At 64.2% G+C, this 17,090-nt stretch carries 15 protein-coding genes and 2 pseudogenes; all 17 read right to left on the minus strand.

The annotated features are described in order from the left end of the window. Positions 1 to 18: 18 nt before the first annotated feature. The 17 genes and pseudogenes from AU188_RS18430 to AU188_RS18510 all read right to left on the minus strand — a co-directional run bounded on the left by AU188_RS18430 (position 19) and on the right by AU188_RS18510 (position 16,897). Positions 19 to 990, minus strand: a complete 972-nt coding sequence (locus tag AU188_RS18430) for an oxidoreductase (protein ID WP_059164938.1) — start codon at positions 988 to 990, stop codon at positions 19 to 21. Then, on the minus strand, positions 987 to 1,916 hold the full coding sequence (locus AU188_RS18435; protein WP_059164937.1) for an SDR family NAD(P)-dependent oxidoreductase: 930 nt from the start codon (positions 1,914 to 1,916) through the stop codon (positions 987 to 989). Before AU188_RS18435 ends, AU188_RS18430 begins: the two co-directional genes overlap by 4 nt. Further along, positions 1,913 to 3,490, minus strand: a complete 1,578-nt coding sequence (locus AU188_RS18440) for a flavin-containing monooxygenase (RefSeq protein WP_059164936.1) — start codon at positions 3,488 to 3,490, stop codon at positions 1,913 to 1,915. The genes AU188_RS18435 and AU188_RS18440 overlap by 4 nt, the downstream gene beginning before the upstream one ends. Then, positions 3,487 to 4,377, minus strand: coding sequence for a metal-dependent hydrolase (locus AU188_RS18445; protein ID WP_059164935.1), 891 nt, complete (start codon positions 4,375 to 4,377; stop codon positions 3,487 to 3,489). Before AU188_RS18445 ends, AU188_RS18440 begins: the two co-directional genes overlap by 4 nt. Before the next feature lie 42 nt (positions 4,378 to 4,419). After that, positions 4,420 to 5,232 carry a metal-dependent hydrolase gene (locus AU188_RS18450; RefSeq protein ID WP_059165028.1) on the minus strand — a complete coding sequence of 271 codons (813 nt, stop codon included), beginning with the start codon at positions 5,230 to 5,232 and terminating at the stop codon, positions 4,420 to 4,422. A gap of 248 nt (positions 5,233 to 5,480) precedes the next feature. After that, complete coding sequence (locus AU188_RS18455; protein WP_059099140.1) at positions 5,481 to 6,185, minus strand: TetR/AcrR family transcriptional regulator; 705 nt, start codon at positions 6,183 to 6,185, stop codon at positions 5,481 to 5,483. 250 nt (positions 6,186 to 6,435) lie between these two features. Continuing rightward, positions 6,436 to 7,074: a TetR/AcrR family transcriptional regulator gene (locus AU188_RS18460; protein ID WP_286137539.1), complete on the minus strand. Its 639-nt coding sequence runs from the start codon at positions 7,072 to 7,074 to the stop codon at positions 6,436 to 6,438. Between the two features lie 66 nt (positions 7,075 to 7,140). Further along, positions 7,141 to 7,575, minus strand: coding sequence for an SRPBCC family protein (locus AU188_RS18465; RefSeq protein ID WP_059099141.1), 435 nt, complete (start codon positions 7,573 to 7,575; stop codon positions 7,141 to 7,143). Further along, the gene (locus tag AU188_RS18470) at positions 7,575 to 8,873 is read right to left on the minus strand and encodes a saccharopine dehydrogenase family protein (RefSeq protein ID WP_059164934.1); all 1,299 of its coding nucleotides are present in this window, start codon (positions 8,871 to 8,873) and stop codon (positions 7,575 to 7,577) included. Before AU188_RS18470 ends, AU188_RS18465 begins: the two co-directional genes overlap by 1 nt. Further along, a pseudogene (locus tag AU188_RS26070) lies at positions 8,870 to 8,980 on the minus strand (metal-dependent hydrolase); the annotation flags it as partial. The pseudogene AU188_RS26070 and the gene AU188_RS18470, both read right to left, overlap by 4 nt. Before the next feature lie 161 nt (positions 8,981 to 9,141). Continuing rightward, positions 9,142 to 10,707: a flavin-containing monooxygenase gene (locus AU188_RS18480; protein ID WP_059164933.1), complete on the minus strand. Its 1,566-nt coding sequence runs from the start codon at positions 10,705 to 10,707 to the stop codon at positions 9,142 to 9,144. Then, positions 10,704 to 11,693 carry an SDR family NAD(P)-dependent oxidoreductase gene (locus AU188_RS18485; RefSeq protein ID WP_082686681.1) on the minus strand — a complete coding sequence of 330 codons (990 nt, stop codon included), beginning with the start codon at positions 11,691 to 11,693 and terminating at the stop codon, positions 10,704 to 10,706. The genes AU188_RS18480 and AU188_RS18485 overlap by 4 nt, the downstream gene beginning before the upstream one ends. A 10-nt stretch (positions 11,694 to 11,703) precedes the next feature. Beyond that, on the minus strand, positions 11,704 to 12,606 hold the full coding sequence (locus AU188_RS18490; RefSeq protein ID WP_059099145.1) for a metal-dependent hydrolase: 903 nt from the start codon (positions 12,604 to 12,606) through the stop codon (positions 11,704 to 11,706). Then, positions 12,569 to 13,587, minus strand: a pseudogene (locus AU188_RS18495) (SDR family NAD(P)-dependent oxidoreductase). Before AU188_RS18495 ends, AU188_RS18490 begins: the two are co-directional and overlap by 38 nt. Positions 13,588 to 13,611: 24 nt before the next feature. Further along, a complete protein-coding gene (locus AU188_RS18500; protein WP_059164932.1) occupies positions 13,612 to 15,168 on the minus strand; it encodes a flavin-containing monooxygenase in 1,557 nt (518 codons plus the stop codon). Then, positions 15,165 to 16,043, minus strand: a complete 879-nt coding sequence (locus AU188_RS18505; RefSeq protein ID WP_059164931.1) for an SDR family NAD(P)-dependent oxidoreductase — start codon at positions 16,041 to 16,043, stop codon at positions 15,165 to 15,167. Before AU188_RS18505 ends, AU188_RS18500 begins: the two co-directional genes overlap by 4 nt. Further along, entirely contained in the window at positions 16,040 to 16,897 is an 858-nt protein-coding gene (locus AU188_RS18510; protein WP_059164930.1) for an SDR family NAD(P)-dependent oxidoreductase, read from the minus strand. Before AU188_RS18510 ends, AU188_RS18505 begins: the two co-directional genes overlap by 4 nt. Positions 16,898 to 17,090: the final 193 nt, after the last annotated feature.

Below are 17,090 nucleotides of genomic sequence, written 5' to 3' on the forward strand. Positions count from 1 at the left end.
TAACCCAGTTTCGGCGGGCTACTTCTCGAGTTTGTCAACCGACTCGAGAGCGTCGTATCGCGCACCCGTGAGCTCGACCGACTTCTCCCACAGCTCCGCCGCCAACTGTGCATTGCGCGCTGCTGCGCTGCGCGGCGATCGGCTCACCGGCCCGCGGACCCCGAACAATCGGTTCGGACCGAGATAGTCGCCGTTGCGTACGTCGGGCATCGTTGCCGCGTACAACTGGCTCAGCGCACCGCTTTCCTCGCTGTTGGTGAACAACCGAAGCGCGACGTGCATTAGTTGCACCGCTCCCGGAATCGGCGGAACCATCGAATCGAACAAGTTGGTTGCGGCCACCCCGGGATGGGCGATCACCGACTTCAGCGCGAGCCCGGCGGCGTCACTGCGTCGCGCCAGTTCCGCCCCGAATAGCAGGTTGGCCAATTTGGATTGCGAGTAGGCCGACATGCGTCCGTATTCGCGCAGCTCGAAGTTGAGATCGGCGAGGACGATGAGCCCCTGACGGTGGGCGATGCTGGACAGCGTGACGACCCGGGGTTCGGACGTGGCCAGTAGCGCGGGCAGCACCCCGTCGGTGAATGCGAAGTGGCCGAAATGGTTCGTGCCGATCTGCATCTCGAAGCCATCGGCTGTTCGGGCGAAGGGAATGGCCATCAGGCCGGCGTTGTTGATGAGCACGTCGATGCTCGGCGCTACCTCCACGACTTCGGCGGCGGACTCCCGCACCGAACCCAGATCGGCGAGATCGAGCGGAACGAGATGGTGCTCGGCTCCTGGCCCGGCCAATCGCACCCGGTCGAGTGCTTCGAGGCCGGTCATCTGGTTGCGGCAGGCCAAAATAATTCGCGCGCCGGCAGCCGCGAGCGCAGTCGCAGCCTGGAGACCGAGGCCGTTGTTCGCACCGGTTATCACCATGGTCTTACCGGCCTGATCGGGGATGTCCGCCGATCGGAAGTTGTCGACCTGCAACCTCGTTCGCGTCATCGGACTTCGGCCATCCCTGACTCCTCGACGGTGGTTCTCGGTGCGACCCGCGCCAATAATCGAGCCCCCACCGTCTCGGCGAAGCTGATCGAGAACGGTTGTGCCATCCGCCGATTGATGCCCGGCGCGATGCGCAACATGAAGTACCCCAGCCATGCCTCGGTCCGCACCGGCACGACCGCGAGGTCGTAGCGGACCGCTCGCACGGCCGCCCGGGCCACCAAATCAGGGCTCATCGGCGAGAACGGAAGCTTCTCGGCGAACTCCTGCAGCTGCCGGGTCAATTGCTTGCCACGCTCGATGATTTCAGGGTCGACGCCGACGGTCACCGCCCGGTCACCGATGTTGGTACTGATCACACCCGGACAGATCGCGCTGACACCGATACCGTGCGGGCCGAGCTCCAGGCGTAGGCATTCGCTCAGCATCTTCACCCCGGCCTTGGACACCGAGTACGGCGCCATCACCGGTGTGGGCGTGAAGGCCGCTGCCGATGCGATGTTGACGATGTGCCCGCCTCTGCCCCGCTCGACCATCATGGTGCCGAACACCCGACAGCCGTGCACCACACCCATCAGGTTGATGCCCAGTTGCTTGTCCCAATCCTCGGCGGACAGCTTGAGGAACGGGCCGCCGACGACGATCCCGGCGTTGTTGACCACAACGTCCGGCACCCCGAAGTCGGCACGCACCTCGCGAGCGAACAGTTCCCAGGCGTCGGGGTCGGTCACGTCCAGCAGCATTGCCGATGCTCGGTTGCCTACACCCTTGATCATCGCCGCTGTGGCCTCTGCAGAGTCGAGGTCGATATCCGAAACCACCACGTGGGCACCGAGTTTGGCGAAGCGGATCGCGGTCGCCCGCCCGATACCGCTACCGGCGCCGGTGACAACGACGACTTCCGGTTTGAGGTTGTTGAACTTCACAGGGCTTCTTTCGACGTAGCTGCCAGTTCGCGGACGGTTCCGGTGCCGGTACCGTAGTGGTAGACGTCGAGGTCGTAATGGCGGTTGTGCCAGTACATCTCGCCGTGCGTGGTCGGTCGGAACGGCGAGTCGCCGTGATAGTCGATGTAGTAGGTGTTGGAGCCCTCGCACGCCGGCGTGAACAGGAAGTTGCGCTCCTGGCGCCGGAGGCACTTCTGGAAGTACGCGTCGTGGACTTCTTGGCGGATCTCCACCTCCAGGGCATCGCGCCGCTTGGCTTCGGCGATCGCTCGGCTCAGATGCGCCGATGTGGCCTCGATCATCCACAGGTAAGAGCCCAGTACGAAGCCGTACGGTCCGGTGATCATGAACATGTTCGGAAAACCGGGTACCGAAACCCCTTGGTACGCCTGGAACCGGTTGACCGCCCAGAACTCCCCGGCGTCGACGCCGGCACGGCCGACGACCGGGAAGGGTGGAACCGAATCGCGCTCCCACAGTTTGAATCCGGTCGCGCAGATCAGAACGTCGACCTGGTGCTCGACGCCGTCCGCGGTCAGCACCCCGTTCGGGGTGATCCGCTCGATGGAGTCGGTGACCAGGCTGACGTCGCTGCGGTTGAATGTCGTCAGGTAGTCGTTGGACATCGACGGCCGTTTGCAGCCAAGCCCGTAGCGCGGGATCAGTTTCTCTCTGGTCACCGGGTCCTTGACCTGGCTGCGCATCCACGCCCTCACAGGTGCCTCGGCGAGCTTGCGCGTCGAGTTGACCAGCCACCCCGGGCCGGCCAGCATCCCGCTCATCCCGATCTCCGTCGCGATCGTGCCGAGACCCCGAACCGCGGAACGCAGCTGTCGCTGCTCCATCACTCTACGTAGGACGCCGCGGATCTCAGCGTCCCGCTTGGGGAACACCCAGATCGGGGTGCGCTGGAAGACGGTGAGATGCTCGACCTCGTCGACGATCGCCGGAACCAATTGCAGCGACGTCGCGCCGGTCCCGATCACGGCCACCCGCTTGCCATCCAGGGCTACGTCGTGGTCCCACAGTGCGGTGTGCATCAGTACGCCACCGAAGTCGTGCAGACCTGGAATATCCGGCATCTTGGGCCGTTCCAGCCCACCGACCGCCATCACGACATACCGGCCGGTGATCTCTGCCCCACCGTCGACGGTCAACCGCCACAGGCTGTTGCGCTCGTCGAAGGTCGCGCCGATGACCGTGGTGTTCAGTCGCAGCTTGTCCCGCAGGCCATACTTGTCCACCATGCGGTCGGCGTAGTCGCGCAGTTCGGCGCCGGGCGCGAAGACGCGTGACCAGTCGCCCCGCTGTTCGTAGGAGAAGCTGTAGATCACCGAGGGGATGTCGACCGCCACACCGGGATAGGTGTTTGCATGCCACGTGCCTCCGACGTGATCCCACTTGTCGAGAATGACGAAGTCGTGAATGCCTTTACGCTGCAACGCGATACCGGTGCCGATTCCGCCGAATCCCGCACCGACTACCACTACCTCGTGGTCGGGGTCGATGCGCTCCGCGACCGGCGGACGCTCGATATCTGTGCTCGTCGTCATTTCACGTAACCGACGAGTTCGCCGTCGGCTCCGAACAGTTCCCGTTGCCAGCGTTCGAGTAGCTCGCCGGTCCGGACATCGTCGGGGTGAAAGCCGGGTCGTAGGTACTCTCGGATCTCCGGCATGAATCCGCGCAGAAGCGGACCGCGGAAGATGTGATAGGTCTGCCGCAACACCTTGACGGGGCGCCACGCGGTCGGATCCATCAGCATGGACACCGACACCGCAGCCGTGACGAACGGGATCGTCAGGTAGTACATGAACCACATCACCGCGATGCGGATCCGCTCCGAACCGCCAACCGCGCGATAGACATCGAAGGCGACCGACTTGTGCTCGAGTTCTTCCATCGCGTGCCAGTTCAGTAGGTGCCACACCTCGGGATCACCAGGGATCGCCTGGATTTCGTCCTTGGACAGCACCCGCGCTCCCAATACGGCGGTGTAGTGTTCGGCAGCGGCCGTCATCGCCAGGTGCACCTTCGCGGGGAACAGTTTCTCGATGCGCAGCATGAGCTTCTGCCGCACACTCGTCGGTGAGAACAGCAGGAAGCGGACCAGCGGATAGCCCAGGTCGGCCAGGTGCGCGTTGAGCTTGCGATGCTCCTGGCCGTGCACGGACTCCTGGCCGATGAAGCCCGCGACCCGCTTCTTCAAGACTGGATCGGTGATTTGGTCGGAGAAGCGGCGCACCGACCGAATGAACGACTCCTCGCCGGGCGGAAACGCTCCGGACAGCACGGCCACGAGGTGGCTCATCACGATGTCGCCTTCGACGAAGTGGCGCCGGATGGGTTCGGGCTCGCCGAATGGGAACCTCATCCGACGGACCGTCGGGTACGCGCCGGTCGTCGAAGTGTCGCCGGTCGCCAGTGACTCCGTTGTCATGGTCGAATCCTTCCTTGTGGCTGTCTATTTCAGGTTGGCTGTCTATTTCAGATGGTCGACGAGGACGCCGCTGGCGCCGAAGAGTTCGTCCTGCCACCGCTCGAGCAGCGCAGTGGTATCGATGTCGTCAGGATGGAATCCCGGGCGCATGTACTTGGCGAGTTCACTTGGCAGGCCCTTGAACACCGGACCGGTGAACAACTTGTACGCCTCACGCGCCAGGCGGCGCGGTTGGCGACGCGCGATCGGGTCACGACCTATCGAAACGCCCAGCGAGACCAGGGTCACCGGAACGGTCAACGCGTACATAACGGCCATCACCGCAATACGCGTGCGCTCGGTGCCGCCGACCGCGCGGTACACGTCGAACGCCACGGACTTGTGCTCCAGTTCCTCCAGCGCATGCCAGTTGAGCAGGTGCCACATCTCCGGTTCGGCGGGGATCGACTGGATTTCCTCGCTGGAGAGCACCCGCTCGGCCAGCACGGCGGTGTAGTGCTCCGCGGCGGCGGTCATCGCCAGGTGCACCTTCGCGGGCAGCCGCTCCTCGAGACGTATCTGCCCGGCCTTCAACCGCTTCGAGTCCCACCACTGGATGGCATAGCCCATCTCGACCAGCTTCTCGTTGAGGTGGCGGTGCTCCTGGCCGTGCATCGACTCCTGGCCAATGAAGCCGGCCACCCGCTTCTTGAGGTCCGGATCGGTGATGAGGTCCGCGAAGCGGCGCACCGACCGGATGAACCCCTCTTCACCCGGAGGGAATCCCGCCGAGAGTCCGGCGACGAAATGGCTGTACACCATGTCGCCGGCGACGAAGTACTTCTTGGTGGCTTCCTCGTTGAAACGGAAGCGGATCCGCCTGGTCTTGGGATGAGGCCTGGTCTCTGGCTGAGAAAGTGTCGCGCTTCGCGCTTTCGTTACTGCCGACCCTTGCCCACTGCGTTCGTTCACGGTTGCCCGCCCTTTTCTCGAACATTCAGTAACTAGTACCGCTAGTACTAGGTGATCTCAGCCTAAGTCGCGGCGCTGCGACGCGCAAGGGTTTTGAATAATGACGTTCTTCGAGAATCGCGATCGAGGAGACGAGCCGCTTCCGGCGCGGGTCAGTCGGTTTCGAACAGCGGCAGCTGCTCGTCAGGATCTATGGCCACGCCGCGCGCAGCAGCCGTTGCCGACAATGCGCCCCAGAGCAGGGTGCTCAGCTCATCGATCAGCTCGTCCTTGCTGATAGTCGGCTCGTTGAGCCATCGCAATACGCCGAGCGCCACGGCCCCGAGAATGCCGTCGACCACGTACTGCAGGTTGTCCCCGTTGCCACCGCGAGCAGTCAGCATCGCCGCAACGATCGCGGTGGTCGCATCGGACAGACCTCGGCCGCTTTCAATCAGCTCGGCACTTGACTTGCCGTCGCTGAAATGCGAACCGACCAGGAACCGAAAGAGATTGGGCCGCTCGTCCACCAGGTCGATGTAACCGACCAAAGCAGAGCGAACGAGCTCCAACGCCGTACCGGCGAGATGGAATCTCGGCACGACCCGCTCAATGATCAGCTCCTGCACCCGTTCACCGACCGCGGTGAACAGCGTCTCCTTGTCGGCGAAGAAGCGGTACAGCTTCGGCCGTGGCACGCCGGCCGTCTTGACCACGTCATCGATCGAAAGTTCCGGCCCGTACTCGTCGATGGCGCGCAGCGTCGCCTCGATCAACTCCGTCCGTACCGTTGCGCGGTGCGCGCGCCAGCGGTCGGTCCGCGCGTCGCCCGTCGGCTCCGACAGTCGCGCGGCGAGGCGGGTGGCATCTGCCGGCATACGCCGATCGTAATTCAGCCAGCTCTCGCCGGTCGGCGGCGCGCGAGCGCGGCCTGCCTGCGATCCGCCTGCGGAGGGTCGAAACCCTAGAAAGTGCTCCTGCGCCGCCGGCCGACCAGCTCATGAACTTGTATTCGTGACCGAAACCCTTACGGCGGTTTCTGCTGAACCGCCCAGCAGACGCGCTCGTGGTGCTCGTGCCGCCGCCGTTGTTCGGGTTCAGTCAGCGACTTTGCGCTCTAACAGGAAACTATGTGGCGACGACCTCGGTTCCACTTTCCAGCTTCTCGAGCCACATGCGGAGCGTGGCGACCATCAAACTTGCGCCCTGCTCGCCGTCGAAGAGGCCGATGGCCTGGCCGATCGCCAGCCCCGTGCCCGTGGACACGACGGCATTGATTGCGTCGTCCAGCCTCGGATCCGTCTCGGAGATCCCCTCGGGAAGCGCGTCCCCGAGCACTGCCCGGACCGATTCCGTGATCCGTGCGATGACATCGCGGTTGGCTGCGACCTGGTCAGCGTCATTGAAGGTGCTCGTCAGATACTCGGCCGCGAAGGTGACCAGAGACGTCTCAGTTGCCAGCCGGGTCCACCACGCCGACAATGCTTCGAATCGCGCATCCATCGAATCACCCGCGCGGACAATGCCTTCCATCAGCGCAGTGACCTCCGACATGAACCGGATTCGCATCACCTCGCGGCAGAGCGATTCCTTGCTGTCGAAGTTGCTGTAGACCGCCCCGATGGTCCGACCGGCTTCAGCGGCGATCGCCGCGATGGATGTGGCGTGGTACCCGTTGGTGTAGAACAACTGCTCGGCGGCATCCAGGAGGGCTTGTCGGGTCTGGGCCTGACTCTCAGCGCGAGTCAGCACCTTCCGAGCAGCCACTTCACCCTCCGCTTTGCTAGTCCAGGATGAGAGACATACTACCGCTATCTGAATAGTGAGTGCGTGCTAGCCAGCAGCCTGCCGTCGAGCTTCCCGCGCCGCGCCGCGGACCATGACCGAGGTCAGGCCACGCAGCGCGAGTGCGAGCAGCGACCCCGGCACCGGAATTGATGGCGTGCTGTCCATCCGGTAAGTCACCCGAGTCCCGTCGCCGTCGTCGGCGAAGGTGATCTCACCGATGTGGCGCCGCACCGGTGCGCCTGCGATCAGTTCGTAGGAGATCCGTTCGAGCGGCACGAGTTCGGTGATGCGCTCCTTTACGCCGATCGGACCGAGACCCAGCTGGTGCACCGCACCCACCCCCTGGCGTTCGTCGACGCCCTCCTGTACCAGGCGCATCTGAAGCGGAAGGAACCTGGAATACCCATCCCTGTCGGCGAATACGTCGTACACGATCGCGCGCGGTGCGGGTACTACCCGCGTGACTGTTGCGTTGGCCACTATGCCCTCATTCCACTCGTCGTCATGTCATTGTCCGATCTCGCGCATTCCAGCGTGACGCCGGCCGCCCTCAGTCGTTCGACGAGGACGTCACCGAGTGCGGCCACCGGTGTCAGTACGCCGGCTCTGACGGGAAGCCGGTCAGCATCGAGCACCAGTCCGAGCGCGCACTCGGCGAACATCACTGCGGTTCCCTTGTAACCGGGGTCGCCCGCGAGCTTGAACGTGGCCACGTACCGGGCGTCTGTCGATGTCCGCGTGTACGTCTCGACCCCGAGGTATCCCCTGTCCATCGTCTTATCGCTCGGGCCCGTGCCGGGCTTGGGCAACACGATATCGAGCGCTCGGCGGATCGGCGGGGTTGCCATCGATGCGAAGGCCACCGCGCAGCCGAGGACAACGGCCCCGGCGACGACTGTCGACACGATGGGCAACCGAACCAGCCTGATGCCTTCGCTGTACCGGAAGTCGGGTCCGTACGCGTCGCCGAGTAAGGCGTTGGTGCGTCGCACGATCCTGGTGTTGTAGATCGACACCGGGAAAGGCGCGAGCGTCCCGCGCAGTGACGGATCGACCCTGGCCGCGTTGATGATCCTGCCGTCGAACGGTTGCTTGGGCCGCGGCCGTGATTCACCGGGGTTGTTCGTCAAGGCGTCCGGGTCCAGCACCTGACGCAGCTGTGGGCGATTTCCGACGAGCCCGGCGATAACTCGGAATGAGTCAACCGATCCGCCCGACACCCAACCCCATATCTGACGGAGGATCATGGTCGTGTCGCCGAGCGTGCCTTCGCCGTCGTCGGCGGCGGCGCGGTGCAACAGGTACGCCGTCACATCCGAAGGCACGGAATCGAATCCGCACGAATGGATGATCCTCGTCCCGTTCTGCGCCGCCTGATCGTGAAACTTGTCGATGGACCAGCGCACGAACGGCGTCTCGGCGGTCAGGTCGAGATAATGGGTGCCGGCGTTCACCGCCGAAGCGACCAGGTTCTCGCCATACCGTAGCCACGGGCCCACGGTCGTCATGACCACCCGCGTCCGCGTGGCCATGGCGTCCATTGACGCCGGCGATCCTGCGTCGGCCTCGATGAGGGTCCAATCGGCCGCCCGGTCGGGCAGCGAGCGGCGAACCTGTTCTAACTTCGCGCGATTGCGTCCGGCCAGCGCGACCGAAACACCCTGCGGCGCATGGTCAGCCAGATACCTCGCCGTCGCGGCACCCGCGACCCCGGTAGCGCCGAAAACAACGATGTCGAACTCGCGCTTCCCCCGCCGGGACGCCCAAGACTTCTTCACCGGACGCGGTCCACGAGGTCGCCGTTGGCGCCGAACAGCTTGAGCTGCCACTCCTGAACGAGGTCCTCGGTGTCGATGTCGTCCGGGTGAAAGCCGGGGCGGGTGAACTTGGCGAGTTCGCGCACCAATTTCGGGGACATGGGCACCGGTTCGCCGAAGCGAAAGCGCATGCGCCGCAACTTCGGTAGCACCAAACTCAACGGTGACCGATGGCTCCTCGCATTGCGTATGAATAGAGATTCCAGGACTGCCACGGTGTTCCTCTCGCCTACGCGAATGCCGCGACGTCGGACGGGGAGGCCGCGTCGACGGCCACCTCGTATCGGTAGTCGTCGAGCGGGAACTTGCGGTTGCCGCGGCTGGCCTCGAAGAAGCCCGACGGCCGGATATAAGTACTGTCCCCCTGCGAGTTCCGGTAGTACGTGGGAACGTGGCCGTTGAGGTCGGCCAAGTAGTAGCGCAGGGCCTCGCCTCGCTCATACATAGCACCGTGGTAGCGCTCGGCCGCCTCCTTGCGTATCTCGCATATCGTCGCCCCGCGTCTGCGTGTCTCGGTGATCGCCCGCACCGCGTGATCTGCAGTCATCTCGACGAAGGAATGCCAGCCCGATCCCGTCCACGAGTAGGGCCCGACGAGGGTCCACCGATTGGGCAGCCCGGGCACCGAGACGCTCTCGTAGGCCTGCAATCCCTCGTCGCGGTAGAACGTGGCGAGGTCGAATCCGCCACGGCCAACGACTGTTCCAGGTCGATACGTCTCCGGGTCGGAGAACACCTCGTATCCAGTGGCCAGTATCAGAGCGTCGAGCTTGTGCAGCACGCCGTCGCGGGTCTTCACCCCCGTCGCGGTGATCTTCTCGATGGGCTCGGTGATGAGGGCGACGTTGTCTTTGTTGTAGGCCCTCAAGTACGCGCTCGACAAGGTCGGCCGCTTGGCCAGGACGCCGAAGTTCGGCGTGAGCTTGTCCGCGGTCACCGGATCCTTGACCACGCGTCCGACGTAGCGCCGGTAGCCGTTGATCGTCCACGCGTCGAACTTGTCCATCACTGGCCGAACGGCCCGTGCGGGCGGCTTGGTAAGCGAACGCAGCAATAGATCCATGACCACCAGTGCGCCGCCGTGGATGGTCGCCGCCAGTCCCGGTATCGACAGCACGAGCTGCACGGCCCGAGGTACGGCGAAGTCGGGCTTCGGCACCGACCACACCGGAGTGCGCTGAAACACCGTGAGATTCTTCACCTCCGGTGCGATGGACGGAATGATCTGCACCGCGCTGGCACCGGTACCGATGATGCCCACGGCCTTACCGCTCAGGTCATAGTCGTGGTCCCACGAGCTCGGCCGTAACACCTTGCCCTTGAACGACTTCGCCCCGGGGATCCCGACGTCCTCCTTCGGCCGTACGAAAGCACCGACGGCGCTGACCAGGAAGCGTGCGGTGACGATCGAGCCGTCGTGCATGTGCAACTTCCAGAACCGGCCTTCGTCATCCCACACCTCCTTCTCGACGTTGCAGTTGAACCGGGTTCGTTCGTACAGCCCGAACCGGGCGGCCACATCGGCGTGATACTGCTTGACTTCGGCGCCGTGCGGAAAGAGCCGGGACCACTTCGCGTTCCGCGCGAACGAGTACTGGTAGGCCAGCGCCGGAACGTCGACGCCGAGGCCCGGATAGTGGTTTTCGTGCCAGCTGCCGCCCATGTCGTCGGCCCGCTCGATGATGACGAAGTCATCGATGTCGGCCATGCGCAGCTTTGCGCCGATGGCGATTCCGGCCGGCCCAGCACCGATGATCGCCACCTCGTACTGCGGCCGGCTAATTGCCTGCGTCATGCCGTTTTCCCTTCATTGGGTTGCACCGATGTGTCGACAAGCTCGCCGTCGGCGTCGTAGATCCGCACCTCGATGGGTTCTCCGGCTGCCTCGCGGTCGCGATTGAGCAGGGTCAGGAGCCGCGCTCCGCCGGTCTCCAGCCGGGAGACCGGGAACTGCCGCACGATCGCCCTGGTGAGCGACGGCGCCACCCGCGACAATCCGTAGGTCAGCCAGGCTTCGGTTCGCACCGGCACAACGTTGAGGTCAAAGCGCACCGCCCTGACCGCAGCGCGTGCGACGAGGTCCGGGCTGAGCGGCTGGACCGGCAGTTTCGCAGCGTAGTCACGGATCTGCTGCAGGACGTCCTTGCCCTGATCGATCAAGTCGGCGTCGATTCCGACCGTGTCCGCGTTCTTGAACAGGTTGGTGTTGATCACCCCGGGGCAGACGGCACTGACCCCGATTCCTCTGGGGCCCAGCTCAACTCGAAGGCACTCGGTGAGCATCCTGACGCCGGCCTTCGAGACGCAGTACGCGGAAGTTCCGGGCAAGGGCGCGTAGGAGGCCGCGGACGCGATGTTGACGATGTGCCCGCCTTCGCCGTGCTCGACCATCTGCCTGCCGAACACACGGCAGCCGTGGACGACCCCCGTCAGGTTAGGACCGAGTTGGCGGTCCCACGCCTCAGCCGTCATGTCGAGGAAGTCACCGGCAACCACGATGCCGGCATTGTTGACCAGAACGTCGGAGACGCCGAATTCCTCGAGCACGCCATCGGCGAACGACTCCCACGCATCCGGGTCGGTCACGTCCAGCCGGGCCGCCGACGCCGAATGGCCATTGGCCCGAATCGTTTCTGTGGTCACCTCGGCTGCGGCGAGGTCGATATCGGACGCCACCACGTGGGCGCCGCGCTTGGCGAATCTGATCGCGGTCGCGCGGCCGATGCCGCTACCGGCACCGGTGACAACGACGAGCCTGGGTTGCAGGCGGTTGAGCTTCACGGTTGTCTCCTCATCGGACGCGATCCACCAGATCGCCGTTGGCGCCGAACAACTTCAGTTGCCACTCCTGGACCAGGTCTTCGGTGTCGATGTCGTCGGGATGCCAACCCGGCTTCAGGAACTCACCGAGCTCGAGGATCACCCCCGGTCCGAGCGGTCCACGGAGCACACTGATCAGATCCCGCAGGAACTTCATCGGTTGCCGCCGCGCGGCGGGATCGCCAAGTGCCGAGGCCAGGGTGAGACCGAACAGGAACGGGTAGAACAACAACACCGTGGGCAGACCCACAACCACGACGCGCACCAACTCAGATCCACCCTTGTGTTGGTACAGGTCGAACAACACCGACTTGTGTTCCAGCTCTTCCAGAGCATGCCAATTGAGGATCCCTCGCACGTTGGGATCCGTTAGCATCGACTGCAATTCCTCGCTGGTCAACAAGCGTCGCGTCGCCGTGGCGGTGCCGTGCTCGAGCATCGCCATGAAGCCCAGGTGCAACATCCGGCCCGCGAATTCTTCGAGCCGAGTGTATGTCCTTTCCAGGAATTCTTCCCTGGTGAAGAGCCAGGAGGCGATCGGGTAGGTGCCCATCTCGTGGATCGTTTGGTTCAGTCGATTGTGCTCTTGGCCGTGCGTGGACTCCTGGCCGATGAAGCCCGCAACCCGCTTCTTCATCACCGGATCGTCGATCTCACCGCTGAACCTGCGCGCTGACCGGATCAGCGAGTCCTCTCCCGTCGGAAAAAGTCCCGAAATCACTGCGGCTAGGTGGCTCAGAGCGATGTTGCCGTTGGCGAAGAAGTGATCCATCGGCTTCTCTTCACCGAAGGGGAACCGGACCCGTCGCACCTTCGGCGGCACCAAGCTCAGCTCACTACGAACCCGGTTGGCGTTCTTCTGCAAGATGTTCATGGCCATACCCATGGTCGATCCCCTTCGTCAGGATGAGACGGACTCGGCTGTCGGAAAGTGGCTTTCGATGGTCACGTCGTTCTCCCTGTCGTTGCGGTCGATCAAGGTCAACAGTCGAGCGAGTGAGGCCTGCAGTCTGGACGGCGGGAACTGACGGGTAATCATCCTGGTGAGCGATGGCGCCGTCCGGGACAACCCGTAGAACAGCCAGGCTTCGGTGCGAACGGGCACCACGTTCAGGTCCAACCGCACCGCTCGGACGGCGGCGCGAGCGACGAGGTCCGGGCTGAGCGGCTGGACCGGCAGCTTCGCGACAAAGTCACGGACCTGTTGCAAGACGTCCTTGCCGCGGTCGATCAACTCGGTATCCAGTCCGACCGTCTCACCGTTGTTGCCGATGTTGGTGTTGATCAAACCCGGGCAGATGGCGCTGACGCCGATTCCCTTGGGACCCAGTTCAACTCGCAAGCATTCGGTGAGCATCCTGACCCCGATCTTCGAGACGCAGTACGCGGACCCGCCGGCGAGCGGAATGTAAGAGGCGGCCGAGGCGATGTTGACGATGTGACCGCCCTGGCCGCGCTCCACCATCTGCTTACCTAACACGCGGCAGCCGTACACAACCCCCATCAGGTTGGGACCAAGCTGACGGTCCCACGCCTCAGGCGTCAGGTCCAGGAAGGCGCCGCCGACGCCGATGCCTGCGTTGTTGACCAGGACGTCGGCGACCCCGAACTCCTGCCGCACGTCGTTGGCGAACGACTCCCACGCATCCGGGTCGGTCACGTCCAGCCGCGCCGCCGACGCCGAATGGCCCTTGGCCCGAATCGTTTCGGTGGTCACCTCGGCGGCGTCGAGGTCGATGTCCGAGACGACGACGTGCGCGCCGTTCATCGCGAATCTGATCGCCGTAGCGCGTCCGATGCCGCTGCCGGCGCCGGTGACGACGACGAGCTTGGGTTGCAGGCGGTTGAGCTTCACAGTTTCTCCTGGGATCGTCTCAGGTCAGCCCACGGCGCCAGCGGGGACGGGCTCGAGTTCAGTGTCCCGGCTGCGTCCCGGGCGAAGGCGCGAGTATGCGTAGTGATCGAGCGGGAAATGCTTGTTTCCCCACCACATCTCGAGGTGCGTGCTCGGGCGGATGGCGGCGGGATCGCCCTGGTAGTTCACGTAGTACGTGTTGGAACCTTCGCAGGCCGGGGACAGCCACAACGTCTGCAGGGCGCGCCGCCGACTCTTGTTGTAGTAGGCATCGTGGGGTTGCTGCTTGATCTCCACACGCGTGGCCTCGCGCCGCCGCGCCTCGGTGATCGCGCGCGCCGCGTGCCGGCTGGTGCATTCGATCATGGCGATGTACGACCCGGCGGCGAACCCGTAAGGGCCGGTGATCAGGAAGCTGTTCGGGAACTTCGGCACCGAAACACCCTGGTAAGCCTGGAAGCGGTTGTCGTGGAAGAATTCTCCGATATCCAGGCCGTCGACGCCGCGCAGCGGGAAGGGCGGTGTGTAGCCCTTGGCCATCACCTTGAACCCGGTGGCACACACCAGAACGTCGACGTCGTGGGACACGCCGTCCTCGGTGACCACATCGGTCGCGGTGATTTCCCGAATCGGCGCCGTGACAAGGTCTACGTGCGGTTCTGCGAACGTCTTGAGATACCGGTTGGACACCGACGGCCGCTTGCAGCCAGGCGCGTAGGCCGGCGTCAGTTGCTCGGCCAGCTCGGGGTTGCCCCGCAGCCACGCCCGGTAGCCCACCGCTCCGCCCCGCCGAAGCGAATCCGCGAGAAACGGCACGCGCTCGTGGAACACCCCGATGCCGGTGATCCCGAAGTCGATTCCCAGGGTGACCGCCGCTCGGATTGTGCGCCGCAGCAACGACATCCTCAGCAGGGCGGCGCTGACGAACGTCGGAATCGGAAAGTCCGGCTTCGGTGCCACCCAGATCGGTGTGCGCTGGAAGACGCTGAGATGACCTGCCACATCGGCGAGTTCGGGGATCAGCTGCAGCGCCGTCGCGCCGGTCCCGATAACCGCGATGCGCTTGCCCGCATAATCGAAGTCGTGGTCCCAGTTGGCGGTGTGAACCACCTTGCCCGAAAACTGGTCGATGCCGGCGATGTCCGGGAGGTTCGGCACCTCCAGGCCGCCCACGGCACCGATGACGAATCTCGCGACGAGAGTCTCCCCGGACTGCAGCTGGATCCGCCAGACGTGCTGCTCCTCGTCCCAGTCGGCAGCGACGACGGCTGTGCTTAACCTGATTCGCGAGCGTAGGCCGAACGAATCGACCACCTGCTCGGCGTACTGCTGCACCTCAGCTCCTGGTGCGAACATCCGCGTCCACTTCTTGGGTGGCGCATACGAGAAGCTGTAGTAGATGGACGGAATGTCGACCGCCACACCCGGATACGTGTTCGCCCACCAGGTCCCGCCGATCCCGTCGTTCTTGTCGACGATGACAAAGTCGTCGACGCCGGCCTTCGTCAGTTCGACAGCTGCTCCAATCCCACCAAAGCCGGCGCCGACGATCAGGACCTCGTGGTCGATGCGCTGCGTCACGCGTTCGCCTTTCGATTCGCCAGACGTTTGAGGAGTGGTTGGGCAACACCGAGCAGTCGTTCGGCCCGGTCATAGGACGCGACCGAGGTGACCGTCCGCATCAGGCTCGGCGACAGGCGAATCACGAAGTATCCCAACCACGCTTCCGGGGTGACCGGAACCACGGCCCAGTTGCGACGCACCGAGCGCTCGATGGCCCGGGCAACCCGGTCCGGCCCGGCCAGCGCGACTCCCTGCTGGACCACCCTCATCTGCGCCCGCCATTCGGACTGCTGTTCCTCGGTGAGGCCGTTTCGCTCACCATGCGCCAGTAGTTCGGTCCGGATCACACCCGGGCAGATCGCCGTGACGCCAATGCCGTGCCGACGCAGTTCAATCCGCAATGACTGCGAGGCCATCAACACAGCGGCTTTCGCGACACTGTATGCGGGCGCCAACTGCGTCGGCAGGAACGCCGCCCCCGACGAGATGTTGACGATGTGGCCGCGCACGCCTGAATCGATCATCTGCTGCGCGAACACGCGTGAGCCGTACACGACGCTCATCACGTCGATATCGACCAGACGCTGCCACTGCGGAACGGTGGTTTCGACAAAGCCGCCGATATCCATCACGCCCGCGTTGTTGACGAGAACGTCTGCGGCCTTGAACTCGGCCCGCACCCAGGCGGCGAAATCTTCCCATTGATCCTCGCGACTCACGTCGAGTCGATATGGAACGGCCTGGCCGCCGTCGATCTTGATCTCCCCAGCGGTCGCCTCGGCCCCGACTTCGTCGATGTCGGCGATGATCACGCGATCTCCTCTGCGGGCGAACACTTTTGCAGTCTCCTTGCCGATCCCCGCGGCGGCTCCGGTGATGATCACGGTCTTCATCGCGCACCTCCAAAGATCTTTCCTGCCAAGGCCGTCGCCCGGTCGGCCAAAGGCATTTGCACGAAACCGCTCAGACCCCGCACCAATGACGGCGATAGGCGGTACAGGTACCAACTGGCCCACGCCTCAGCGCCGACCGGAACAGTCGAGATGTTCCACCGCACGGCACGCTGGATTGCCGCAGCCACCCGGTCGGGTGAGCGTCCGATATACCGATGTGCTGCACCAAGCTTTGCCGCCCACTCTGCACTGTCGTCCGCACCGACACCGGCTCTGGTGCCGTTGCCCGCCAACCCGGTACGGATCAGACCCGGACAAATCGCGCTGACACCAATCCCTTTGCCGCCGAACTCCTGCCGCAATGCCTGGGTTCCGAGCCAGACGCCGGCTTTCGCGGTCACATAGGACGGCGCCAGCGCCGTCGGAAGGAACGCACCACAGGACGCAACATTCACGATGTGGCCGCGCGTGCCCGCGTCCACCATTCGCTCGACGAAAAGTCGCGACCCAATCAGCGGGCTCATCATGTTGATCTGGATCATCCGTCGCCAGTCGTCCCCGGATTGCTCGAGAAATCCCCCGCCGATCAGGATGCCGGCGTTGTTCACCACCACGTCGGGCACGCCGAACTCTTCGCAAGTCCATGCGGTGAAGTTCTCCCAGTCGTCGACGTCGGCGACATCGAGGCGACGAAACACGGCGTTGCCGCCCTTGGCCCTGATCGCATCGACCGTTTCGTTCCCCGTCGTTTCGTTGATGTCGGAGACGATCACCGTCGCACCCTTGCGAGCGAATCGTTGCGCGGTCGCCCTGCCGATCCCGCTCCCCGAGCCCGTCACCACTGCCAATGTCATTCATCGACTCCTTGTCGTGTGCGCGGGATCACTCCCACTGACAGAATAATACTATTCAGATAGCAATGCAATCTCGATTGAAGCGCTCTTCTGTGTGTGGTGCCGCCACCGTCGTCGGACACCGCAGCACCATCCGCTTACACGCGCGCGGATTGGCCGTCGGGCCGCTGAACTTCGTTGTGCGGGAAAGTAA

It is taken from the genome of Mycobacterium sp. IS-3022, assembly GCF_001500065.1.
Taxonomy (GTDB): domain Bacteria; phylum Actinomycetota; class Actinomycetes; order Mycobacteriales; family Mycobacteriaceae; genus Mycobacterium.